Source organism: Iodobacter violaceini (assembly GCF_011601265.1).
Taxonomy (GTDB): Bacteria; Pseudomonadota; Gammaproteobacteria; order Burkholderiales; family Chitinibacteraceae; genus Iodobacter; species Iodobacter violaceini.
Genome location: NZ_JAAOLX010000022.1, coordinates 1 through 24,257 on the forward strand (window position 1 = coordinate 1; position 24,257 = coordinate 24,257).

Genomic DNA, 24,257 nt, shown 5'->3' on the forward strand with positions numbered 1-24,257 from the left:
CTCAGCCTCAGCCTCAGCCTCAGCCTCAGCCTCAGCCTCAGCCTCAGCCTCAGCCTCAGCCTCAGCCTCAGCCTCAGCCTCAGCCTCAGCCTCAGCCTCAGCCTCAGCCTCAGCCTCAGCCTCAGCCAGCAGAGCATGCCCGGCCCAAACGTATCGTGCCAACCCCTCCTGCTACAGAGCCTGCTGCTGATTTTGCGGCAATGGGCTTAGCCGTAAAAAGTAATTCGGGGCCTGCCGAAGAGCCTTTCGCGCCTACAGAATTTCTGATCGAAGCAGAGCCAGAGCCTGAAAATAAGGCAGAACACCCGGCAGAGTCAGACACACATCACAACTACCGGCCGATTTACACCGAAGTTGATGAAACGCTGCTAGACCCGCCTCCCGCCCGTTCACGCTGGCAGGGTGTGTGGATTGCGGCCTGCCTGATTCTGATTTGCAGCTTTGCGGCACAACTTGCTTACCAGCAGCGCACAAATATATCGATGGAATTCCCATGGATGCGCCCTAAGCTGATTGCGGCCTGCCATGCCTTAGGCTGCAGCATGCCCTTGCCTGAAAACGCAGAAATGCTGCGTTCCGAATGGTCTGAGCTCAGCTATGTGCCTGAGTTTCCAAACATCATTCAGCTTAATGCTACTTTGCGTAATCTCGCTCAGTACGAGCAGGCTTTGCCCATGCTTGAAGTGACGCTGACCGACGATCAGGAAAAAATCGTCCTTAAGAAAGTATTTAAGCCCGCCGAATATCTGAGCAGCCATGATAAAAACAGGCTGAAATTTGATGCACAAGATGATTTACGGGCTTTCCTGCAAATCGATTTAGGCGAGTTGCACTCAACGGCTTACTCCATATATTGGTTTTATCCCTAGCTTTGTCTTGAATCGATAGCGGGACATTGCATTTAAAACTAATCTGTAAAATTCAATAAAACAGGCGGGATCGGTCATGGCCACTGTTTACTTAAACCATACTGAAATTAATGTCGGGGGCCAGTTCCCAGTTGTTGGCGAATATGCTCACAGCTTTTTATTAGTTGATTCCGGCATGATCGACGTGCCGCTCTCTCGTTTTGCCGGCAAACCTAAAATTATTGCCGTCATCCCCAGTATTGACAGCGAAATTGGCCTGATCATTGCCCGCCAGCTGGATCGTTTATCTGCGGAATGGCCAGACTGTGTCATCCTGGTGATCTCTGTGGATACGCCTTACGCCTTAAGCCGCGTGATGGAACAAGAACACTTTCGCCGTGTGCAGCTGCTCTGCACCCTGCGTGGCCGGGACTTTCACAAAGACTACGGCGTAATGATCACAGATATCCCGCTGTCCGGCTTCATGGCCACGGCGCTGATCGGCTTAAATGCTTATGATATTGTGATGTATAGCGAGCTGGTGCCTGATTTAAGCTTCGAGCCCGATTACGGCGCAATGGCAGAATGCTTATTCCCGCCTGTTGAAGAAGAATCAGACCCCATCATTGACGACGCAGAGCAGATTGCAAAACTTGAGCGCTACGTACCCAACAGCTGATCATCGAAAACCCTGCATCAATTTATTGCAAAAAAAAATGGAACCTTCCTTTCCCGGAGCGCTCAAACAGATCACCCGCTTGCTTTACGCTTGCCTTCAGGCGTCGCAATAATAGATAATTATTATCGTACTTAAAAAATCAATAGCCACATAATGGAGATTATATATGTCTGCAGTAACTCTGGGCGGCAACGCCATCGAAATTAAAGGTACTTTCCCTAAAGCAGGCGACAAAGCCCAGGACTTTAGCCTTGTTGCAAAAGATTTATCCGATGCCACACTGGCCACTTTTGCGGGCAAAAGAAAAATCCTCAATATTTTTCCAAGCGTTGATACCGGCGTATGTGCTGCATCTGTCCGTCGTTTTAACGAAACTGCTTCAGGCTTAGAAAATGCAGTTGTACTGTGTATTTCAGCTGATTTGCCATTTGCGCAAAGCCGTTTCTGCGGCGCCGAAGGCTTGGACAACGTAGTCAGCTTATCTACCATGCGTGGCCGTGAATTCTTAAGCCACTACGGCGTTGAAATTATCAGCGGCCCATTAGCTGGCGTATCTGCCCGTGCCGTTGTAGTGCTTGATGAAAACAATCAGGTATTGCACGCAGAATTAGTTTCTGAAATTAAAGAAGAACCCAACTACGCTGCTGCGCTGGCTGTTTTATAAGCCTCAATCAGATAAGTGCCAATAATTAAGCAGCGCATTAGCCAGACTTTGCCTGCTAAAAAACACAAAGCCGCTTTATGCGGCTTTGTGTTTTAATCAATGCCAATCCAGCACGATAAAAACACGCGGTTTAACATTCAGCTAAAAAAGCCCTCCTGTCGGTGTACTTTTCCCATACCTGCTCTGGCTATTCTGATTTAATCATCAATAATCTCATTAGCTTAATTTAACGCCGGCTGTTCAGTGCCGATACATATTTTTTATTTCTAATTATTTAAATTTTAATTATCCATAAATAATTCAAACTAAAAATAATCTGACAAAATATGATAGATGCGTGTGCATCACAAAGATGAGATATAAACTCAGGTAAAAAAGACCACCCCCTTTTTTTTAAATACGTCACCTGAATCAGCCATCTGTGCTTATAATCCCCTCATTTTCTGCAACAATACGCAATGACTTCTACTTGGCCACTTTCTTTTTTTGATCAGCAAGCGCCCTTTTCTCCCTTACTTAAGCAGATCAGGCAATTTAAACACTTTCCAAGCCATGCAGACTGGGATGCTACGGGTTCGCCTGCCTGTAATCAGCAAGGCATGCCTATTCGCTTTGTAGCGCCAGAAGCCATCAGTGATTATTACGAAGTAGAAATCGCAAAAAATGGCTGTGTGGCGACCCGTGCCAACAACTGGCATGATTGCTTCAATGCGCTGGTCTGGGGGGTCTTTCCCCAAAGCAAAGCAGCCATTACAGCACTGCATATGCGACATTTCAGCCCGGATGGCCCACGCGGCGCAATTCGCGATGCGGCCACTTTGTTTGACGAATGCGGGCTGATCCTGCCCTATTGCGACGATGCACTGTTACAACTATTAATTGATCATCAATGGCACACTTTATTTCACACGCACCGTGCAGAATGGGGCGTAACAATAAATGCAATTTGCTTTGGCCATGCCAATTATGAAAACCTGCTCAATCCTTTTTTAGGATTAACCGGAAAATGCTGGCCAATTAAAGTGAGTGCTGACTTCTTTGAAAAAGAAATCACAGAGCAATGTGCATGGCTGGATAAAAAACTGGCACAATTTCTTGACAGTGCACAATTAAAAAAACCCCGCCAGCTTCCCCCTCTCCCATACTTGGGAATTCCGCATTGGTGGCCAGTGCAGGATGAAATATTTTATACAAATACAACTTATTTCAGGCCAGCACGAAAAACCATTACAAAAAAATAAAATCCAGAAATGTTAAACACAATGTGTATTCAAAATAAAAATTTGGCATTTTTCCAGCAGGCATTTGCACAACATATTTATTTAATCATGGATGTTTTCATTAAAGTTTAATCAAACTCTGCCAGATTCGCACAAGGCCAAAGCCACAATCAGGCTGATCCAATTAAATTTCTAAAGCAAATATTAGAAAACCATTACATACATCTTTAAAAACATAACTGCAACATCTTTTAAGCAAGATTTATTGTAATAGCCAGGATCAGGGTATGATCCCTGGCCACCCGATAAATAAGCATTTATAACAAATTTAATTCATGGTCTTTCAGAAAAAACGCTGCCACAAAAAAAATAAAAGACCAGATTTCATTCATATTTTACATCCATGCCCACTACGCTGTTTTAACACCGGAGAATGCCCGCAATGCGCTCATTTTTTTTTGCCTCAGCCCTTTTGCTCACGCTTTCCTTTGGGGCACAAGCCAATACAATTGACTTTGATACGGGCAGCGCAGATGAGCTTGTTGACTCATTTTATTCAGGGTTAAGATTCTCTGAGGCCCGCTTTGCAGAAAATTACGGGCAACCGGGCTCTTCTGGCACTCTGGGTATAATCAGCAACCAGGGCTATCAGTGGGATGCCAATAATCCAATCTCTGTTTACTTTAAATATGGAATATCCGATTTCAGTATTGGTGTTTTAGATTTGGGCGAAAACGGCTTTACCATCAACGCTTATGATGAGAACAAGCACTTACTTGGCAGTGAAACCAGGTATGGTACGGGAACAGGCGAAGATTTTTACGATATCGTTTCTGTTTCCTATTCGGATATCACGAGCATAGAGATGTATCAGGCAGGCAGTACTTTTGGCGATGGCATTATTTTAGACAATATGAGCTATATACCTGAGCCGATTCCTGAACCTGAAACCTACGCACTGATGGGGCTTGGTTTAGCGGCGTTGCTTGCACGGCGCCATTATCAGCTTAAAAAATAATCCGCCTCACAATAAAAAAAGCCAGGCTTAAAGCCTGGCTTTTTTTGTTATTACTTATTCATTACTTGGCAGCAAGCAATTGCTCAATCTGCTCTTTAGGAATAGCACCCGATACAATCTGGCCTGATTTAAAAATCAAAGCGGGTGTACCACTGATTCCAAGGCTTTCTGCCAGTTTCATATTCTTTTCAACCGGGTTTTCGCAATCACCAGTGCCTTCGGCCATTTGATCTTTAAGCATAAAATTGCTCCAGGCAGCTTGCTTATCGGCAGCACACCAGATCACTTTAGATTTACGTTCTGCATCAGGGTGAATGCTTAAAGGCATAAGGAAAGTATAAATAGTGACGTTGGTGATGCCATTTAAACTTTCACGCTCTAAGCGCTTGCAAAATGGGCAATCCGGATCAGAAAACACGGCAAGTACACGCGAGCCATTACCACGTACTTCTTTAAATGCCTGCTCCAGCGGTAATTTGCTGAAATCTGTTTTTTGTAACTCAGCAGAGCGCTGTTCGGTCAGGCTGGATTTTTTAGCCAGATCAATCATATCACCCGCCAAAATGTATTCACCTTTAGCATCGGTATACACAATTTGGCGCTTGCCAATTACCACTTCATAAATGCCTTTCATAGGCGTGGTATTAATTGAGGTAATTTCACGGCCTGGTAATTGCTTGGCCAGTTTCTGTTTAAGCTGATTAGTTGAATTATCAGCAGATGCAGAACACGCGGTCAGCGCGATAAAACCAGCGGCAATCAAAATACGGGAAATCGATTTCATAATCATAACAACCTCAGGCGTCCATGGCATGGCGGATTAATTGTCTTTTAAGCCATGGTAATTGATTAGTGGCCCCCAAGCCGAGATTTCTCAAGTTTTTTAACAGGGGGTTTGAATTATTAAATAATTTTTGCAAGCCATGGCACACGCCTTGCATGGTATAAACCGCTTCACGCCGGCTGCGCTCATAACGACGTAAGAGTAAATAATCGCCAATTTGGTTCAATGGCGCACTGGCTAATAATGCAGCCAGTTCAATCACATCACCAAAGCCTAAATTCACACCCTGCCCTGCTAAAGGATGAACAGTATGCGCAGCATCGCCAATCAGCACGACTTTATCTTTTACTGTTTCGGGTAAGTGATTTAATCGCAAAGGAAATGCAGCGGGTGACGTAATCAGCTGCAAAGCACCTGATTGATGCCCGCCAGCAGCGGCAACGTGCTCACACAATTGCTCTGGTGAAAACGCCATCAGCTCTGCACGTTTTTCTTCATTGCAAGACCACACCATCGACATGCGGCTACCCGCCAGCGGCAGCCAGGCCAAAATGCCATCCGGCATAAACCATTGCTTTGCCACGCCCAGATGCGGTTTTTCAATTTCAAAATTGGCAACCACACCAAACTGCTGATAAGGCATGACTTGCGGCTCAATAGCCAGCTGGCTGCGCACCCATGAATTTGCGCCATCTGCGCCCACCACTAAGCGCGCGCGCAATGCCCGGCCATCGGCAAGCTGCAGTGTTGCGCCAAACTGATCGGTCGAGAGCCTGACAGGGCTGGCAGGAGACAAAATCTGAATCTGCGGCTCTTCTTGTAAACCACGCCACAACGCTTTTTGCAGCTCACGATTTTCCAGCATAAAAGCCAGCTCATCGACGCCTGCTTCAAGTGCATTAAATTGCAGTGCCGCGCCATGGGCATCACCAAAAATCTTCATAGCGGATGTGGCCTGCAGGCGGTATGCATCCATACGCTGCCATGCGCCGATACGCTGCAACATTTTCCGGCTGGCACGGCTGATGGCGTAAATACGCTGATCCCAAGAATCTTGCGGCCATTCAAACACAGGCTGGCGGCCTTCGATCAATAAAACCGAAAGGCTTGTTTCTTTCAGCGCCAAAGCTAAAGCGCTCCCTACCAAACCGCCACCGACGATGATGACATCTGCGTCAAAATTTTCCATGGGGGGGAGTTTATCAGGCCGCTTTACGCTTTGGGAACCCGCAAAACGCTCTATAGACCCTTTAGTGTCAAACTACCTTCGGCCACCAAAGGCTTCGAGAAGCATGTCCTCCTGCGGCAAGACCAGTTTTTCTGCCAAGGCTCCCTGCTCCCACTCCTTCATGGCCGGGTGCTTCAGCATCACATCACGGTAACTTGCCGCATCATCAGGCAGAGCTACGTTATAACAATGCAATCGCCAGACCACCGGAGCATACATTGCATCTGCAACAGAAAATGCACCAAATAAATATGGCCCCATCTCTGCCAGCTGACGGGCTTCCCGCCAAATACTGCAAATGCGCTCAATATCCCGTTTTACGCTAAGAACTAAATCCCCACCCTGAGCGCGCAATTTAATATTCATGGGCATCACGCAGCGTAAATTTGAAAATCCCGAATGCATTTCTGCCGAAATACAGCGTGCACGCGCCCTTGCTTTAGGGTTTTGCGGCCACATTTCCGGATATTTTTCTGCAAGGTATTCAGCGATCGCCAGGCTATCCCAGACATTAAACCCATCATCGTACAGGCAGGGCAGTAAGCCGTTTTCCACATACTCCCGATAAGCTTGTTCGCCATTCAGAGGCGCATTTTTTTCTAAAAATTCAATCTTAAAATGCTTCATTAATATCCATGGACGCAATGACCATGAAGAATAATTTTTACTTCCAATATGCAATTGATACATACCAGCACTCCTCTGTTCTGGCTGCAGCGCAGCTCTCTCAACCAGACTATGTCATTGACCTCTCTATTTCCAGACTGACTTTGCCGGCTTTATCAAACAAGCCTCGCTGCTTATAGGCAGGAATGCCTGTATTAAGCCAAAGATAAAACATCAGCTGCTAAGCTGATTTATGCTGACTTCCTACCTGCTTTTGATTACTGGCTTTATATGTGGTGTGTGCTTTTTGCAAAGCCAGCCCGCATTGCCCCTGCTTTGGCCCGCAATTTGCGTATCTTTATTTTGTTTTATCCTGAGCCAGTGGCGTTTCAAACTGGCTTTTTTGATTTTAGCGGCATTTGCAACCGGCTTTTCCTGGGCAAACTGGCGGGCGCATATTCGTATGGCAGACCGGCTGACTCCGGCTCTGGAACAGCGGCTTATCGAAATCACTGGCCTGATTACAGATTTGCCTCAGACCACACGCTTTGGCACGCGCTTTTTGTTTATTCCGGAGCAAACGCCCCAAACACGTTTGCCCGGCAAAATTCAATTGCAGTGGTATGGTGGCCAGCCCGACCGGGTTAAAGCGGGCGAGCGCTGGCACTTTTTAGTAAAACTCAAACAAATTCACGGCCAGAGCAACCCGGGAAGTTTTGATTCAGAAAGCTGGTTTTTGCAGCAGGGCACAGGCGCAACCGGTACGGTTAAATCGGGAGAACGGCTCAGCGGCGATGGCGCATGGCTGCATCAGATTCGCGCCAGTTTGCGTTTACGTATATTAAAAGCCCTGCCGGATGCACCATATCGCGGGGTAATGATTGCACTCACGGTGGGGGACCAAGGGGCGATTCCCCAGGAGCAATGGCAACGCTTTGCGGCCACGGGTATTACGCATTTAATCAGCATTTCCGGCCTGCACATTACCCTGCTGGCAGCCATTGCTGCGGCGATCAGCAGCTGGATCTGGCGGCGTATTCCCTGGCTGGCCGCCCGCTTTGCCGCTCAGCGCGCGGCTTTAATTGCCGGTGTGATTACCGCGTTTTGCTATTGCCTCCTGGCAGGCATGGCGGTACCCACCCAGCGCACTCTCTTTATGCTGGCCATTGCTGCAGCGTGCCTCTGGCGCACCCAGCCCAGCAGCAATAGTGCCATCTGGGCTGCAGCCCTTCTTGTCACGGTCATCATTGATCCCTTTGCCGTTCTGTCTATTGGCTTTTGGTTGTCTTATCTCTCTGTTGGGGCACTGCTCTGGGCTGGCAGTAATCAGCTTGGTGAAGGAGCTAAATGGAAAACCTGGATCAGTACGCAAGCAGCGGCCACGCTGGCTTCTGCGCCGATTCTATTGGTGGTATTCGGCCAGTTGCCGCTGGTTTCTCCGCTGGCCAATGCCTTTGCAATTCCAATTGTAAGTATCCTGATTACCCCTCTCGCCCTTGCAGGCTTACTGGATCCCGTAGGCTATTTACTCTTAGGTGCAGAACGTTTATTTGCACTGACAGACTATTTGCTGCAATGGTGCACCACCATGCCCGGCCCTGCTTTCAATATGCCCGGCGCGCTCACGCTTGTACCCGCTGCATTTGGCGTTATGCTTTTACTTCTTCCCCGTGGTCTGCCTGCAAGACATTTGGGTGTCATCTGCTGCCTGCCGCTGTTTACCAACAGCTCAGACAGCCTCCAGCCAGGCCAGTACCGGGCAAGTGTGCTGGATGTGGGCCAGGGGCTGGCCGTCATAGTGCAAACCGCGCAGCACCAGCTGCTGTTTGATACTGGCCAGCTGCCCAATGGTGAACGCGTTCTGCTGCCAGCCTTACGCAGTATGCAGATCCGCCAGCTGGATGCGCTGATTTTGTCACACAACGATCAGGACCATATCGGCGCAGCCATCCCCTTACTTCACAAGGTGCCCACAAAAACAATCTGGCACAGCCTGCCTGATCAGCACCCGCTCTGGCTGGAGTACCCTGGCAGCAGACAAAACTGCCAGGCGGGTAAAACATGGCTTTGGGATAAGGTACGCTTTACCCTGCTCTGGCCCGATGCCCGGTTTATTGCCAGCTCAGACAACGCCATGGGCTGCGTATTACGGGTTGATAATGGCCGGCACACACTGCTTATCCCTGCCGATATAGGCATCCATGAAGAAGCCCGCTTAATCGAACAAGGCTTGGGAAAATCCGACATTCTGCTGGTACCGCACCACGGCAGTAAATCATCATCATCCTTGCCGTTTGTAAGTCAGAGTGCGCCGCAATACGCCATTTACTCCGTAGGCTATTTAAATCGCTTTGGACACCCCAAAGCTGAAATCGTCGCACGCTACCGTGATAGCCAGTCACAAAACTTACGCACAGACCAGACAGGTGCATTAATTTTTGACGTGGGCCAGGAGATCAAAGTAACAAGCTGGCGGCAAGCGCATCCGCATTATTGGTCTGCAAACACAATAGTAAGATGACAAAAATTAAATCAGGCCAGGCCCTGGCAGCCGATTAACCATCCGCATTTAAGTATTTATCTTCCCGCATAAAGCCACCACCCCCAGCCCGGCAAGTAAGGTAACCTCTATTGTTTGTTAACTTATATTCAGTTAACGTAAGCAATTTTACAGGGTTCACACCATGCCAATCCGGCTCACAGGGCTTTACCGCTACCCGCTTAAATCCAGCAAGGGGCAGCGCCTGCAGCAAAGCGAAGTATTGAGCAGTGGCTTACCTTTTGATCGCATGTGGATGATTGCAAGGCCCAACGGGCTGCTGGTTACCGGGCGTGATTTTCCCAAATTAGTGCTGCTATCGGCCGAGCCCAGTGATGAAGGGCTGACGCTGAGCGCACCTGGCATGCCCACGCTTTTTATTGCCACCTCGCGCTTTAATCAAATCCACCCGGCCAGCGTATGGCAAAGCGACTTCACCGCCCGCCACGGTGCAAGCGATGCCGATGCATGGTGCTCTGCCTATCTGGGAGAGCAAGTCGTACTGCTTTGGGCTGGCTTTGAGCTGAACCGGCACAGCAGCACCGAAGTGCCCATCGCCTTTGTGGACGGCCATCCCTTGCTCCTGATTGGCGAAGCTTCTCTGGGAGATCTGAGCGAGCGTGTTGGCCGCAGCTTATCCATGCAGCGCTTTCGCCCAAATTTAATCGTACGTGGCGCGGAAGCCTTTGCAGAAGACAGCTGGAAAAAAATCCGCATTGGGGAGGTGATTTTTAATTTCGTCAAACCCTGCGAGCGTTGTGTCTTTACCACGATAGACCCGGAAACCGGCGAAAAATCGAAAGATCAGGAGCCTTTGCGCACCATGGCCAGATATCGTAAAAGCGCAGCGGGCGTACTGTTTGGCCAAAACATTAATGTAGAGAAAGGAGGAATCATCCTCGAAGGAATGGCCGTAGAAATACTTGAGTAATCCCCTGAAAAACATAATGGAGATATAAAAGTGGTAAAAAAACTTTTCTGGCCCCTGATTTTGCTGTCGCTCTTACTCTCATTTGCTATTGCCTCTTTTGCGCCTGTTTCTGCCAATGCAGCTGCCAGAGCCTCGGCCGTCATCAGCCCTGCCAGTGAAGCATGGCGGGCCGCTTTACCTGCCGACCCAATGGCTGCCACAGAAGCCTATATGCAGCGGATTTCTCCTATTAATAAAGCCCGCTCCGATGCTTATTTTGAAGGTGGCTACTGGCTGCTGCTGGCTAATACCCTGCTTGGTATCGGTGCCTGCTGGATTATTCTTAAATCGGGAATATTAATTCGCATCAGAATGAAAGCAGAAAAAATAACGCGTTTTAAATTTCTGCATACATTATCAGTCAGTGCCAGCTTTGTATTTTTCTTAACTTTATTATCATTTCCGCTCACGACGTACCAAAGTTTTTTTCGGGAACATCAATACGGCCTGTCAAATCTGAGCTTTTCGGCCTGGCTGACAGAGCAAACCATCAGCACCACCATTTCAGTACTCAGCATGGGCTTTTTTCTTAGCCTTATTTATTTGCTTATTCAAAAAATGCCCCGCTTATGGTGGGCATTTGGTGCCATATTAAGTATTGGCCTTCTTTCAGTTATGATGTTACTGGGCCCAGTCTATATTGATCCAATATTTAATAAATACCAAGCACTCAGTGATCAGAAAATTAAAGAGCCCATTTTATCTATTGCCCGCGCCAATGGAATCCCTGCAGATAATGTGTATCAGTTTGATGCATCCAAACAAAGTAACCGAATCAGCGCCAATGTAAGCGGCATATTCGGCAGTGCCGCAATTCGTTTAAACGATAATTTATTGCACCGCTGCAGCCCTTCAGAAATTGAGGCCGTCATGGGGCATGAAATTGGCCATTATGTTTTAAATCATGTTTATACAATACTTTTAAATTTTGGACTGATTTTATTATTTGGCTTTATTTTTATTCATAAAAGCATGACTTTTTCAGTAAAGCGCTGGGGTCAGAAACATAATATCAGCCATCATAGTGATCCCGTCAGCCTGCCATTTTTTATGGCGTTTTTATCTGCCTATTTTTTCTTTATAACGCCGGTACAAAACACGATTATTCGCACCATTGAAACTGAAGCAGACGCCTTTGGGATTAACGCAGCAAGGCAAGCAGATGGGATGGCAGAAGCCAATTTAAAACTCACCGAATACAGAAAATCTGATCCGGGTGATTTAGAGGAATTATTCTTTTTTGATCACCCCAGCCCTAAAAAACGCATCTACGCCGCGATGCGCTGGAAAGCAGAGCATTTGAAATAGAGGCACAACAAATGAATAAAGCCGGCATTGCACCGGCTTTATTTTTTGCACCTTATTCAGCCGGAGCGGGCCTTACCCTTGCAATGACCTGATTGCCACAGCCTTTGTATTCCACAGACTGAAACGATAGCATCCGCGCCATCGAAATCCCCCGGCCATGCGGATCAAATGCACGCTCTGGCGACATTTCTAAAAAAGGCTGCCATTCAAAGCCCTTGCCTTCATCGGTGATGGTGAAAATGATGTCTTCTTCCTCACGGTAAAAAGCCACTTTCACTTTACGCTTTTCATATTCAGGCAGGCTTAAACGGGCTTCAACCTCATCTTGCCAGCACCCATGTTGTAACAGCCGTGTTTTTTCAGCATAGCTGATCGCCAAATTACCATGCTCAACAGCATTGACCAATAATTCTGACAAGCCTAATGCAACCCTTTGAGGTTCCGGGCAGGCATTAGACAGCAGTAATGTAAGATGACGCGCTTCTTCCAGCGTTTGGAAATGAAACTCACCTTTCATTAATAAATGATAGGAGCTGGCCTGCGCCGCAAGTTGTGCATCAAGCTGGCTTTTTTCCCGATGAAAATTAACCGCAGCTGCCACAATGGCCAACAGCATATCGCGCTGAAATGGCTTAATCAGGTAGTAATATGCGCCAGCGGCAAGTCCTTCACGCACATTCTCAGCCGCGCCCACTGCCGTTTGCATAATGACCGGTAAATGTTCAAATTCCGGCTGCTGCCTCAGACGCGCAAGCAAGGCCATTCCGTCCATACGCGGCATCATGCGGTCCAGCAAAACCGTATCAAACGCCCGGTCTTGCGACAAAATCTGCCAGGCTACTTCGCCATCTTCGGCCACAACCACTTCATAGCCTGCATCGCTCAGATGCTCAGACAATATTTCCAGATTAAATGGTTCATCATCAACGATGAGTACCCTGGCCCGCTCTTGCATGACGTCTCCTTTCTATCGGCGCATGAAGTATTTATTCAATCTTTCTTGCTCAATAATCAGTGTAATTTTTTTAATTAAGTGAAAGCTGGCTTTGATGATAAACAGCCTGCTCTGTTTCTTACTCGCCGTTTTAATACTAGAGAAGCAAGCGCAAGCAGGCATGAAGATTACGTTAATTTGCCCGCCTGACGTTAATTCAGAAGGGCGTATAGTGCACTAAACTGCTGCGATAATTTATGGTTAGGATCAAGCAACAGCAAGGGTATCGCCCTTTCATGCGATTCTCTTACCTTTACCGATGCCCCCAGGAAAACATCCAGCACCGGCAAGCCCTGCACCTGCAGCTCTGTAACCATACGCGCAGGCAAGCTTGCACGCGCCTGATACTGGTTCACAATGATTCCTTCTACAGCCAGATCAGCATTATGATCATTGCGTATCTCTGCCACCCTGTCGATCAGGCCCAAAAGAGCATGACGGGAAAACTCATCACAATCAAAAGGAATTAAACAGCCCTGAGCAGCTATCAGGGCTGAAAGCGTAAAGAAATTTAATGCCGGAGGTGTATCCAGCCAGACTTCATCAAAATCACCGGCTAATTCATTGAGCGCTTCACGCAGCTTATAAATTTTATGCCGGGATTCTAACTTTGATTCTAATTCAGCAATTGAAGGATGCGAGGGCATAATTGAAAACCGCTCAAAAGGCGTGCGGTGAACAAATGCCGCAGGCGCTTTGGCATACATACTAAAATTGAGCACCTGATCAAAAAAATCAAATAAACCAGGTTTAGCCAAATCAAGCCCGGCGCCCAACAGATAATGACTTGAATTACCCTGAGGATCGAGATCAACCACCAGCACACGCTGGCCGGCTTTAGCTGCTGCAGCGGCCAGATTAACTGTAATTGTCGATTTACCGACGCCGCCTTTCTGATTAAAAACCACTCTGATTTTCATTTTGCCGTCTCATCACCACATCATTGTTCAATAGATGTTAGCAGCTCTGATTCAACTTGTATTGCATCGCACAATAGATGTGGCAATTATGTTCATCACTAATCAGAGACAGAATGACTGCACGGACATACCCGCATTTTATTAATCACTCAATTGGCAAAGGCTGCCAGCGGCCATTGAATAATCCCTCAATCGGCTTATAGCGTGCTTTGTAAGCCATTTTACGGCATTGATCAATCCAGTACCCCAGATACACATAGGAAAGCTGCATTTCTCCGGCCAGCGAAATTTGCCAAAGAATATTAAATACACCAAAGCTGCTATTAGGTATATCCGGATTATAAAAGGTATAAACAGAAGAAATACCGTCATCTAACTGATCAATCAGGCTCACCATCTGAACTTCATTATTGATACTAAATTCAGCCAGAAAACTGCTGACATTACTTTTTAAAATAAAATTCTGATATTGCTCACGATTATCCTGATCCATCCCCCCGCCGGCATGACGGGCAACCTGGTAACGCTGATAGAGCAAATAATGTGATTCTAAATATTCCAGGCCCATTACCCGCACTTGCAAATCTGCATGCCGCTTCAGCGCACGGCGCTGAGTACGGTCTGGTTTAAACTGGGCAACGGGAAGCCTTACAGGCACGCATGCCTTGCAATGATCACACCATGGCCGATAAACAAATAAGCCACTGCGCCGAAACCCATGCTGCACTAGCTGGCTATAGGCGTGCCCGTCAATCAGTTCGGCAGGTACGGCGACCTGTGATCTGGCTACCTGATGATCCAGGTAGCTGCACTCATACGTTGCTGTTGTATAAAATTGCAGCTGAGTGGTGCGCGTTCGTAAGGAATCATTCATCCTTCTACCCTGTATTGATAAGTCCAAGGCCCGGCAAGATGCGCTTTGGAAGTAAGCCGCTTCAGCCGTTCTATAAATTCATCACGCAAAATCTCCCGCGCACCAAAACGAGCCAGATGATCGGTGCGCATCTGACAATCAATCAGCTCAAAGCCCTGCTGTCGCAAATACCGCACTAAATGTACAAAAGCAATTTTGGAAGCATCCGGTTTTCTGGCAAACATAGATTCACCGTAGAACATTTTGCCAATAGCGATTCCATACAGCCCTCCCGCAAGCTTGCCATCTATCCAGCACTCTGCTGAATGGGCCCAACCAGCACGGTGCAAAGCCCCGTAGCTGGCACAGATCTCATCGCTGATCCAGGTAGCAGGCTCACCATCCCGCGGCGCAGCACAGCCCTGCATCACCTGATCAAATGCAGTATCGAAGCGTACTTCACAGGGACGATTACGCAAAACCTTGCCGAGAGACTTAGGAATATGCAGCTCTTCTGGAAAGAGCACCATGCGTGGGTCTGGGCTCCACCAAAGAATGGGTTCACCCGGCATAAACCAGGGGAAAATCCCCTCCGCATAAGCCGCAAGCACACGCCGGGGCGATAAATCGCCTCCAGCCGCCAGCAGACCATTTGGCTCTCGCAGCGCCTGGGAAAGCGCAGGGAATTGCAAAGTATTATCCAGCCATGGAATCACAAATTACACGGCCTTACATTTTGCACAAATGCCATACAAATACATTTCATGGTCCTGAATTTCAAAATTATGCTTTTTCGCAATTTCATCCTGACGTTTTTCAATTTCCGAATCATAAAATTCTTCAACCTGACCACACTTCACGCAAACAAGGTGATCGTGATGCCCGCCTGCACTCAATTCAAAAACAGATTTACCTGTTTCAAAATGATGGCGTACTAATATTCCTGCCTGCTCAAATTGAGTAAGCACCCGGTAGACTGTTGCCAGACCAATATCCAAATTGTCAGCAAGTAACAGACGGTAGACATCTTCCGCAGTCATATGGCGCTGATCACCTGTCTCAAATAAGTTCAGAATCTTCAGGCGGGGCCCTGTTGCTTTCAAACCCATTTCTTTTAATTCGTTCGCTTTACTCATGTCTTATCTCCCTGATTTAGGCTATGTGCTTCGGCATGTGGCCAGATCAGGTTATGATATAGCGTTTAAGTTGGTCACTCCAACCCGCTCTGGAAGAATATCGCTCATGTTGAAGGCAAAAGTACTCATTTTGTTGCTCCCTATCGCGCTGATGACCTCAGCGTGCAGTGTTGCTAATTTTATTACACCTTATAAGCTCGATATCCCACAGGGAAACGAGATTACCGCCGATCAGGTTGCTAAGCTCAAAACAGGAATGACGCGCTCGCAAGTCCGCTTTCTTTTAGGCACGCCATTACTGAACGACCCCTTTCACGCCAATCGCTGGGATTACCTTTACAGCGATGCACGGGCGGGTGAGCTAAAAGAAAAAAAGAGCTTTGTCCTTGTATTTGAAGGAGATAGTCTGATCCGTTTCAGCGGCGAAACATTACCCGCCCCCGCAAAATTCAAATCAGCAGACCTGCCAGCGGCCACAACGCCAGCAAGCGGCGTAACGGCTGCACCAGCCAGCAAGGAATAATCTATGAGCATAAAAATTGCCATAACCGGCAGCAGTGGCCGCATGGGCCGTATGCTCATCGAGGCCGTTCTTTCTCAGAGTGATTGCCAGCTTTTTGCGGCTCTTGATCGTGAAAACAGCCCCGCTGTCGGGCAGGATGCTTCCGCTTTTCTTGGTAAAAATTGTGGTGTAAACATTAGCTCCAATTTTGAAAATTTAGCAGGTGCCGATGTTTTAATCGACTTCACCCGTCCTGAAGGCACACTGCAACACTTAGTTGCCTGCCAGCAACACGGTGTGAATATGATTATTGGCACCACTGGCTTTGATGAAGCTGGAAAAGCAGCCATTCAGGCTGCGGCAGATAAAATTGCGATTGTGCATGCCTACAATATGAGTGCAGGCGTCAATTTGCTGGTTAAATTGCTCGAAGTCGCCGCAAAAACGCTTAACACCGGCTATGACATTGAAATTTTAGAAATGCATCACCGCATGAAGGTTGATGCTCCTTCCGGCACGGCTTTAATGCTGGGCGAAGCTGTTGCTGATGCATTAGGCCGTAATCTTGCAGATTGTGCCGTTTATGACAGACAAGGCATTACCGGCGAGCGTGATCCTTCAAGCATCGGCTTTGCCACACTGCGTGGCGGAGATGTAATTGGTGATCACACCGTGATTTTTGCTGGAATGGGCGAACGGATCGAAATTTCCCATAAAGCTTCTAACCGCAACATCTACGCACAAGGCTCTATCCGGGCCGCCCGCTTTTTATCAGACCAAACAACTGGCCTGTTTAATATGCAGGATGTGCTTGGCCTGAGCTAAACCACGAAGACCGGAGAATGCTATGCGCTGGCAAGATTTAAGACGAAGCGATAATGTCGAAGATCACCGGAATGATGAAACCAGCAACGGCACTTCTTCAGGCGGCTTGCCACTGGGTCAGCTGGGTATTGGGGGTGTACTGGTGGTTGGTGTCATCAGCTTGCTTTTGGGGCAAAACCCCTTGCAAGTATTGGGGCTGATCGCAAATCACACGCCTCCCGCCCCAGTGACCCGGCATGTGCCCGCACAACATCCGGCGAAAGACCCGGCCAGTGAATTTGCCCGCAGCATTTTAGCGTCCACAGAAGACGTGTGGAACAAAGCCTATCCTGAAGCATTTGGCTCAGCCTATATCCGTCCCAAGCTGTATCTGTTCAGAAATGCAGTTGAATCCGCCTGTGGCAGCGCATCTTCTGCGATGGGGCCTTTTTATTGCCCTGCCGACAAAAAAGTTTATATCGATCTTAGCTTTTATGATGAGCTGGCCAAACGGTATGGGGCTCCTGGTGACTTTGCCAATGCTTATGTGTTAGCCCACGAAATTGGTCATCATGTGCAAAATTTATCGGGTATTTCTGGCAAAGTGCATCAAAAACAGCAGCAACTATCTAAGAAGCAAGCTAACGCTTTATCTGTAAAGCTTGAGTTGCAGGCAGATTGTTTAGCTGGCGTATGGGGCTATTATGCGGCTCAAAATAAGCGGTTAGAACCCGGGGACATTGAGGCAGGGCTCGCTGCGGCAAACGCGATTGGCGACGATACGCTGCAACGCAGTGCGGGCCGCGCTGTCACTCCGGACGCATTCACGCATGGCAGCTCGGCACAGCGGATGTACTGGTTTAAACAGGGGCTGGAAAGTGGCGCGGTAAACAGCTGCAATACATTTTCAGCCAAATAAAGCAGGATTGGGTATCAGCCCAGAAACGCAACTACTGACAAGTTTTGTGCCCTATCAAGCAAATTAGTGATTAACAAGCAGAAACGACAACGGGACGCGAATGCGCCCCGTTGCTTCTTGCGGTAAAACAGATGAAATGCACACTGAAGGTTAATGTTAATAAAAACAACTTTCACTTCAACAGCAGCTACAGGAAAAACACGTACAAAAAATACTACGGTACGGCCACATCTACAGCTACAACCTTAACAGTTCATACATTAAACACACTTACATCTAATACACGCAAAGAGCAGTTACTACGACACCTGATGGCTTTCACGTGATGGCTTGGTTCTGTGCCTTCACTGCACTACAGGCATCCAGCAAAACGACACATTAGCCGCGTCGCAACGGGGGTAAACTTCACCTCCGAAAACAGCACACCTTGGAAACTATTCATTCGATCTCCTTTTGCTGTCGCTGGAGATTTAGTTATACACCTAACAATTTAATCCTGCAACATATCCGGATGACCAAGCCCATTGAAAGTTGTATCCGCCCAGCCAGCCGGTCACATCAACCACTTCACCAACAAAAAATAAACCCGCAACCTGGCGCGATTCCATCGTTTTAGAAGACAGCGCCTGTGTATCCACCCCGCCCCGTGTTACCTCTGCTTTTTTATATCCAACCGAGCCCGAAGGAATAATCCGCCAGCAATGGAAGCTATCTGCTATTGCAGCACGCTCTTTGGGGGAATATTGTTTCAGCGGTCTGATCTCACCCCATGCAGCCAGCCATGCCTGAACCAGTCGTTTTGGTAAAATTTCAGCAAGCGCAGTAGTGATAAGCGCCTCCCGATTAGCGGCAGCCCAAAACGCATCAAAATCGACATCTGGCGCCAGATCGATCTCTAATGCATCACCAGAGCGCCAGTAACTTGATATTTGTAAAATCGCGGGCCCTGAGACGCCTTTATGCGTCAGTAAAATGGCCTCTCTGAATTCTGTATTACCACATTTAACGATGGTGTCTTCAATAGCTACACCCGCTAAATCCGCCCAAAGATCCTGCGGCTGAAATGTGAGCGGCACTAAAGCAGGCGCAAGTGGTACAAGAGGAATATCAAATTGTTTGGCAATTTCAAAGCCCAGCCCTGTCGCCCCAATCGGAGGGATAGATAGGCCTCCGCAAGCGACTACCAGCGAGCTGCACAGCCAGGTTTCCCTGCTGGTGACCACCTCAAAACCCGCTTCAGTTTTTTGAACAGAGATTATTGCGGTATCCATACGCCAAATTGCACCGCCTAGATCGACTTCAGCTTTAAGCATGTCAATAATTGCCTGCGATCCCTGATCGCAAAAAAGCTGACCCAGCGTTTTTTCGTGGTACCCGAGGCCATGTGACTCAACCATTTTGATAAAATCAAACTGGCTGTATTGTTTAAGCGCTGATTTAACAAAGTGAGGGTTTTCTGATTGATAACAACCAGCCAGTGTATTCAGATTAGTGAAGTTACAGCGCCCGCCTCCGGAGATGCGAATCTTCTCAGCAAGCTTGGTGGCGTGGTCGATCAAAACAACACTGCGCCCTTTCTGGCCAGCCGTAGCGGCGCACATCATTCCCGCCGCGCCTGCCCCAATAATGACCACATCAACTACATTTTGCATAACGCTCCACAAACAAGCCGGGCTAAAACCGCGTATTGTAACCCACTATCGAAATGACTTACGGAGCAACAATGAATCCTGAAGATGTACTCTCTTTCTGGTTTGGCGGGCAACTTGAAGTTCGAGCCGAATGGTTTCGCAAAAATGCTGAATTTGACGCACAAATCAAAGCGCAATTTCTACCCACAATCCTTGCTGCAGAAAAAGGTGAGCTAAATCACTGGCTGAACGCCCCTCACTCTTGCCTGGCTTTTATTATTTTATTGGATCAGTTTCCGCGCAATATTTTTAGGAATGATGCACGCTCTTTTGCTTATGACCACCTTGCCCTGCAAACCGCTAAAGAGGCAATCAAAGCCAAATATCATGAGCAGCTTCAAGCGCTGGAGCAGCTTTTTCTTTATTTGCCTTTTGAGCACTCAGAAATTCTTAGCGATCAGGAAGAAATACTCATACTGATGAAAGACTGGCAATCACACGAGCAACTCAAAGGTTTCTATGACTATGCAGTTAAACACCACGCCGTCATCCGGCAATTTGGCCGTTTTCCCCACCGGAACCATCTGCTGAGCAGAAACTCCACTTCAGCAGAGCAAACATATCTGGCATCACCGGACGCGGGTTTTTAATTAGTTTTAATTGGCATTTTTACAAGCGCAATGCAGGCTACATAGAAGATAAAATCAATGCTCTCAGAATCAACCGGATTGCCCACAATGTATCAGCTTATCGCCTCCGATCTTGATGGCACTTTGCTCAACAACGAACACATGGTGGATGCCTACACTGCAGAAACGCTTCAGGCGCTCGAAAAAAAAGGCATCCAATTTGTCATTGCTACTGGCCGCCATTATCTGGATGTAATGGGGATTCGTGATGTGCTCGGTGTGCGTGCGCACTTAATTACCTCAAATGGCGCGCGAATTCACAGCCCGGAAAACCAACTGATTCATGAAGAAAATATCAACCCTGGTGTCGTGCAAGCGCTGGCTCAGTCCGAGTTTGCGGCGGCCACACTGCTCAATTTTTACTTAGACGATGCCTGGCTGATTGACCAGCACAGCCAGTATTTACTTGATATGCACCAGGATTCAGGCTTCACCTATCAAATTAGTGACCTGGCCCGGCATCATGGCCAGGGCGTGGCAAAAGTACTTTATATCGGTGATCATGCACATCTTCTTACCGTAGAACACAAGCTGCGTGAACGCTTTGGCAATACCTTGTATATCACCTTCTCTATGCCGGACTGCCTCGAAGTCATGGCGGCCAGCGTATCCAAAGGGCACGCGCTGCAGGTTGTATTAGAGCGCCTGAAAATGTCTGCCACTCAGTGTATTGCCTTTGGTGACGGGCAGAATGATCTGGAGCTTCTCCAGACAGCAGGCCATCCGCGCCTGATGAGTAATGCCAATCCACGCCTCGTAGCCGCTCTTCCTGATGTTTTAAAAATTGGTAGTAATGAAGAATCTGGCGTAGCAAAGCATTTGCGCACGCTCTTTCAAATAGCACATTAATCAATTTTAATCCTCCGGGGGAAGTAAGCGGCCCCCGGCTTCCGGCCACCAAACCCTGATATTTGCACGTTTTTTTGCAACCCTCGCCTAAGCTCTTGCCTTAACATAAAACAATAATATTTAAAAACTCATCTATCCTAGTCCTTAGCTTAGTGTTCAACCTGTCTTGCAGCATTTTTTTTGTTCTGATATAAATAGTACTAACACGAACAATTAAAGCCCCAACTCATGGAAAATTTCCAAATTACGATCCGTGAACTGGTGCGTTGTTATCAGGCATTTGAGCAACTGTCCAACAGGCATATCCGTGCAATGGATTTAACACCTGCTCAGTTTGACATCATCGCTACCCTCGGTAATACACAAGGCATGAGCTGCCGTGAATTGGGCGAAAAGACCCTCATTACCAAAGGCACGCTCACGGGTGTACTCGATCGTTTAGAGGCACGGGGAATCATCAACCGGGAAACCATTAACGAAGACAGGCGAAGTTTCCGTGTTTATTTAAGTGCAGAAGGTGAAGCTGTTTTTCACCGCACATTCAAACAGCACCTTGAATATATACAGCCATTTTTTTCAGAGTTCACTGAACAAAAACTGTCAGAAATCACTTGTACACTCGCTGAACTTCGTAGCAAGTTTCAAGACTAAGTACTGCGACCTCACGACCTTAATCATTTTCTAATAGTGAAAAAAATGAGCAAACAAAATTACGATAGCATTCAAGTTTTATTACACTGGCTTGTCGCAATCCTCATCTTTGCAGCTTTTGGCCTTGCATGGACAATGGATGATATGCCGCTCTCGCCCGCAAAATTCAAAATTATTTCATGGCACAAATGGGCAGGTATTACCGTACTGGGTTTGGTTGCTATCCGGCTTATCTGGTTAAAACTCAAAGGCGCGCCCCCGGCAGACCCTGGCTTGCCTGCCTGGCAAAGCAAACTATCAGCAGGTGTCCACCATCTGCTTTATCTGCTGATGTTCGCAATGCCGCTTTCCGGCTGGCTGATGAGCTCTGCTAAAGGCTTTCCGGTTGTCTACCTTGGCTTATGGAAATTACCTGATCTTGTTGCCAAAAATGAAGGGCTGAGCGACACGCTAAAAAACAGCCACGAACTATTTGCAACCGCTTTATTAATTTTGATTGGCCTGCATATTGCTGCGGCACTAAAGCATCACTTTATTGATAAAGACACTATTCTTGCCAGAATGATTCCTTTTTTACGCAAAAAATAAATCAGGTATGGTTATCAGCCATTTAATACCTGCACCAATGGAGCATCAAATGATTCGTCATATCCTTAGCGCCACATTACTTACAGCACTTAGTTTTTCGGCAAATGCAGCACAAACACTGGTAACACAAAAAAGTAAAATCGATTTTAGCTTTAAGCAAATGGGTGTAACTGTTGATGGCGGGTTTAAAAATTTCTCTGCCAAAGTAGATTTTGATCCAGGCAAACCAGAAAAAACACAAGCTGAAATTAGTGTTGATCTCGCCAGCATTGATGTTGGCGGCAGTGATGGCAATACTGAAGCCAAGAAAAAACCTTGGTTCGATGTTGCCAGTTTCCCTAAAGCCACTTTTGTAGCCAGCAGCATTAAAGCACTGGGCAATAATAAATTTGAAGCCAAAGGGAAATTAACAATTAAAGGCATCAGCCGTGATGTAAGTACTCAACTCACAGCAAAGCCAGAAGCAGGCAATCTGATAGTAGAAGGCAATTTACCTATTCTGCGTTTGCAATATAAATTAGGTGAAGGCGTTTGGGCTGATACCGAAACTGTTGCAGACCAGGTCATCATCAAATTTAAAATTGCACTTGCAGGTACTGCAGGAAAATAAAGTTTACCACCCACTGGAGTCATAAGATGAAGCGTTTTATCGCCACAGCATTATTAGCCGGTTTAACTGGCACCGCATTTGCAGCACCTGTTGTATATCAATTAGATCCATCACATACATATCCTAGTTTTGAATTAAGCCATATGGGCTTCTCAATTCAAAATGGTCGCTTTGATAAATCCAGCGGCACGATCACACTGGATGCAGAAAAGAAAACAGGCAGCGTAGATATCAGCATTGACACCCGCAGCCTGAATAGCGGCTGGGAAAAACGCGATGCACACGTAAAAGGCCCTGATTTCTTTAATAGCGACAAATTCCCGACAATGACTTTTAAATCCAATAAATTGGTATTTGAAGGTGAGAAACTTGTTGCAGTAGATGGTAATTTCACCCTGTTAGGTGTAACCAAACCACTCACATTAGCAGTTAGTAACTTCAAATGTGATATGCATCCAATGATGAAAAAGCTGGCTTGCGGCGCAAATGCAAGTGCAACGATCAAACGCAGTGAGTTTGGCATGAGTGCATACGTACCAAATATTGGTGACGATGTTAAGCTGAATATTGCTGTAGAAGCTGTACAGAAATAAGCTTTAATATATTTAATAAAAATAGCTTTCAGAAATGGAAGCTATTTTTTTATCTGAATATTTGATAATTTTATGAATCTTTACAGTCGGAACTATGCTCCGTCAGTGTATTAACATCACTTATATCACCTCACTAAATGCGCCAAATCTGCACATGCTTTATGGATTTCCGCCTCATTGAAAGAATAAACCATTCTAAATGACAAAATTTACGAGAGCCGCAATGCTGCTTAGATCGGGACAGCTGCGTGCACGGCTTATTTAATTCCAGCGCAGCATTAAAATCATTACTCGCGTGGGCAGGCCACCAGGTCGCAGCAGTCGTCAACCACCAACAGCTGCTGGAGCAAGAAATAGACCGCCTGAGCGATGCCCTGGAGCAAGCCATAGACTGGGAAAAAGCCAAACAAGCAGGCCTTAAATAACTCTTACATAGCTTTTGTAGGTTGGGTTAGCAACGCTTTATCGCATAACCCAACATCCAAACCACTGGTGGTTGCTTGCTACGCGATAGCTCCATTTCTTCTGCGCAAAGCAAAACCCCCGCCTCTTTCGAGTACGGGGGTCTTGTTACGGCTTAGGGTGTCTGGCAATGACCTACTTTCACACAGGTAATCTGCACTATCATCGGCGCTAAGGTGTTTCACTGTCCTG

The 24,257-nt window shown here is 47.1% G+C and carries 27 protein-coding genes; 18 read left to right on the forward strand and 9 right to left on the reverse strand.

Going from position 1 to position 24,257, the window contains the following annotated elements; all coding sequences use genetic code 11:
* Positions 1–155 precede the first annotated feature (155 nt).
* The 5 genes from HA050_RS21465 to HA050_RS21485 all read left to right on the forward strand — a co-directional run bounded on the left by HA050_RS21465 (position 156) and on the right by HA050_RS21485 (position 4,429).
* Positions 156–869 carry a DUF3426 domain-containing protein gene (locus HA050_RS21465; RefSeq protein WP_205836550.1) on the forward strand — a complete coding sequence of 238 codons (714 nt, stop codon included), beginning with the start codon at positions 156–158 and terminating at the stop codon, positions 867–869.
* Positions 870–945: 76 nt separating this feature from the next.
* The gene (tpx, locus tag HA050_RS21470) at positions 946–1,527 is read left to right on the forward strand and encodes a thiol peroxidase (RefSeq protein WP_166830512.1); all 582 of its coding nucleotides are present in this window, start codon (positions 946–948) and stop codon (positions 1,525–1,527) included.
* A gap of 166 nt (positions 1,528–1,693) precedes the next feature.
* Positions 1,694–2,191, forward strand: coding sequence for a thiol peroxidase (gene tpx / locus HA050_RS21475; protein WP_166830514.1), 498 nt, complete (start codon positions 1,694–1,696; stop codon positions 2,189–2,191).
* Between the two features lie 458 nt (positions 2,192–2,649).
* Entirely contained in the window at positions 2,650–3,432 is a 783-nt protein-coding gene (locus HA050_RS21480) for a DUF3025 domain-containing protein (RefSeq protein ID WP_166830516.1), read from the forward strand.
* Between the two features lie 421 nt (positions 3,433–3,853).
* Complete coding sequence (locus HA050_RS21485; protein ID WP_166830518.1) at positions 3,854–4,429, forward strand: PEP-CTERM sorting domain-containing protein; 576 nt, start codon at positions 3,854–3,856, stop codon at positions 4,427–4,429.
* A gap of 61 nt (positions 4,430–4,490) precedes the next feature.
* Here the strand turns inward: HA050_RS21485 and HA050_RS21490 are convergent, their stop codons facing one another.
* From HA050_RS21490 to HA050_RS21500, 3 genes are all read right to left on the reverse strand, one after another.
* A complete protein-coding gene (locus HA050_RS21490) occupies positions 4,491–5,213 on the reverse strand; it encodes a DsbC family protein (protein ID WP_166830555.1) in 723 nt (240 codons plus the stop codon).
* A gap of 13 nt (positions 5,214–5,226) precedes the next feature.
* Entirely contained in the window at positions 5,227–6,402 is a 1,176-nt protein-coding gene (locus HA050_RS21495; RefSeq protein WP_166830520.1) for a UbiH/UbiF family hydroxylase, read from the reverse strand.
* 72 nt (positions 6,403–6,474) lie between these two features.
* Complete coding sequence (locus HA050_RS21500; RefSeq protein WP_166830522.1) at positions 6,475–7,131, reverse strand: glutathione S-transferase; 657 nt, start codon at positions 7,129–7,131, stop codon at positions 6,475–6,477.
* A 169-nt stretch (positions 7,132–7,300) separates the two neighbouring features.
* Here HA050_RS21500 and HA050_RS21505 point away from each other — a divergent pair, with 169 nt between their 5' ends.
* From HA050_RS21505 to HA050_RS21515, 3 genes are all read left to right on the forward strand, one after another.
* A complete protein-coding gene (locus HA050_RS21505) occupies positions 7,301–9,568 on the forward strand; it encodes a DNA internalization-related competence protein ComEC/Rec2 (protein WP_166830524.1) in 2,268 nt (755 codons plus the stop codon).
* Positions 9,569–9,731: 163 nt separating this feature from the next.
* Entirely contained in the window at positions 9,732–10,517 is a 786-nt protein-coding gene (locus HA050_RS21510) for an MOSC domain-containing protein (RefSeq protein ID WP_166830526.1), read from the forward strand.
* Positions 10,518–10,547: 30 nt separating this feature from the next.
* Positions 10,548–11,864, forward strand: coding sequence for a M48 family metallopeptidase (locus tag HA050_RS21515; protein ID WP_166830528.1), 1,317 nt, complete (start codon positions 10,548–10,550; stop codon positions 11,862–11,864).
* A 52-nt stretch (positions 11,865–11,916) separates the two neighbouring features.
* Here HA050_RS21515 and HA050_RS21520 read toward each other — a convergent pair whose 3' ends face one another.
* From HA050_RS21520 to fur, 5 genes are all read right to left on the reverse strand, one after another.
* The gene (locus HA050_RS21520) at positions 11,917–12,819 is read right to left on the reverse strand and encodes a response regulator (RefSeq protein ID WP_166830530.1); all 903 of its coding nucleotides are present in this window, start codon (positions 12,817–12,819) and stop codon (positions 11,917–11,919) included.
* A gap of 191 nt (positions 12,820–13,010) precedes the next feature.
* Entirely contained in the window at positions 13,011–13,778 is a 768-nt protein-coding gene (locus tag HA050_RS21525) for a ParA family protein (RefSeq protein WP_166830532.1), read from the reverse strand.
* Between the two features lie 145 nt (positions 13,779–13,923).
* Entirely contained in the window at positions 13,924–14,652 is a 729-nt protein-coding gene (locus HA050_RS21530; RefSeq protein WP_166830534.1) for an arginyltransferase, read from the reverse strand.
* Positions 14,649–15,347 carry a leucyl/phenylalanyl-tRNA--protein transferase gene (gene aat, locus HA050_RS21535; RefSeq protein WP_166830536.1) on the reverse strand — a complete coding sequence of 233 codons (699 nt, stop codon included), beginning with the start codon at positions 15,345–15,347 and terminating at the stop codon, positions 14,649–14,651. The genes HA050_RS21530 and aat overlap by 4 nt, the downstream gene beginning before the upstream one ends.
* 3 nt (positions 15,348–15,350) lie before the next feature.
* Positions 15,351–15,767, reverse strand: a complete 417-nt coding sequence (gene fur, locus HA050_RS21540) for a ferric iron uptake transcriptional regulator (protein ID WP_166830538.1) — start codon at positions 15,765–15,767, stop codon at positions 15,351–15,353.
* A 106-nt stretch (positions 15,768–15,873) separates the two neighbouring features.
* Here fur and HA050_RS21545 point away from each other — a divergent pair, with 106 nt between their 5' ends.
* From HA050_RS21545 to ypfJ, 3 genes are read left to right on the forward strand one after another with little or no spacing between them, the layout of a single operon-like run.
* Positions 15,874–16,290 (forward strand): outer membrane protein assembly factor BamE, encoded by a 417-nt coding sequence (locus HA050_RS21545; protein ID WP_166830540.1) that lies wholly within the window; start codon positions 15,874–15,876, stop codon positions 16,288–16,290.
* Between the two features lie 3 nt (positions 16,291–16,293).
* Complete coding sequence (dapB, locus tag HA050_RS21550) at positions 16,294–17,094, forward strand: 4-hydroxy-tetrahydrodipicolinate reductase (RefSeq protein ID WP_166830542.1); 801 nt, start codon at positions 16,294–16,296, stop codon at positions 17,092–17,094.
* A 22-nt stretch (positions 17,095–17,116) separates the two neighbouring features.
* Positions 17,117–17,992 carry a KPN_02809 family neutral zinc metallopeptidase gene (ypfJ, locus tag HA050_RS21555; protein WP_166830544.1) on the forward strand — a complete coding sequence of 292 codons (876 nt, stop codon included), beginning with the start codon at positions 17,117–17,119 and terminating at the stop codon, positions 17,990–17,992.
* 482 nt (positions 17,993–18,474) lie between these two features.
* Here ypfJ and HA050_RS21560 read toward each other — a convergent pair whose 3' ends face one another.
* Positions 18,475–19,644 carry a BaiN/RdsA family NAD(P)/FAD-dependent oxidoreductase gene (locus HA050_RS21560; protein WP_166830546.1) on the reverse strand — a complete coding sequence of 390 codons (1,170 nt, stop codon included), beginning with the start codon at positions 19,642–19,644 and terminating at the stop codon, positions 18,475–18,477.
* Between the two features lie 71 nt (positions 19,645–19,715).
* Here HA050_RS21560 and HA050_RS21565 point away from each other — a divergent pair, with 71 nt between their 5' ends.
* From HA050_RS21565 to HA050_RS21595, 7 genes are all read left to right on the forward strand, one after another.
* Entirely contained in the window at positions 19,716–20,273 is a 558-nt protein-coding gene (locus HA050_RS21565; protein ID WP_166830548.1) for a DUF924 family protein, read from the forward strand.
* An 87-nt stretch (positions 20,274–20,360) separates the two neighbouring features.
* Entirely contained in the window at positions 20,361–21,161 is an 801-nt protein-coding gene (locus tag HA050_RS21570; RefSeq protein WP_166830550.1) for a Cof-type HAD-IIB family hydrolase, read from the forward strand.
* Positions 21,162–21,389: 228 nt separating this feature from the next.
* Positions 21,390–21,812 carry a MarR family winged helix-turn-helix transcriptional regulator gene (locus HA050_RS21575; protein WP_099399615.1) on the forward strand — a complete coding sequence of 141 codons (423 nt, stop codon included), beginning with the start codon at positions 21,390–21,392 and terminating at the stop codon, positions 21,810–21,812.
* 45 nt (positions 21,813–21,857) lie between these two features.
* The gene (locus tag HA050_RS21580; RefSeq protein ID WP_099399614.1) at positions 21,858–22,400 is read left to right on the forward strand and encodes a cytochrome b; all 543 of its coding nucleotides are present in this window, start codon (positions 21,858–21,860) and stop codon (positions 22,398–22,400) included.
* Positions 22,401–22,449: 49 nt separating this feature from the next.
* Positions 22,450–23,010: a YceI family protein gene (locus HA050_RS21585; protein ID WP_205836552.1), complete on the forward strand. Its 561-nt coding sequence runs from the start codon at positions 22,450–22,452 to the stop codon at positions 23,008–23,010.
* Between the two features lie 26 nt (positions 23,011–23,036).
* Positions 23,037–23,603, forward strand: coding sequence for a YceI family protein (locus HA050_RS21590; protein ID WP_166830552.1), 567 nt, complete (start codon positions 23,037–23,039; stop codon positions 23,601–23,603).
* A gap of 248 nt (positions 23,604–23,851) precedes the next feature.
* On the forward strand, positions 23,852–24,028 hold the full coding sequence (locus tag HA050_RS21595) for a hypothetical protein (protein ID WP_166830554.1): 177 nt from the start codon (positions 23,852–23,854) through the stop codon (positions 24,026–24,028).
* Positions 24,029–24,257: the final 229 nt, after the last annotated feature.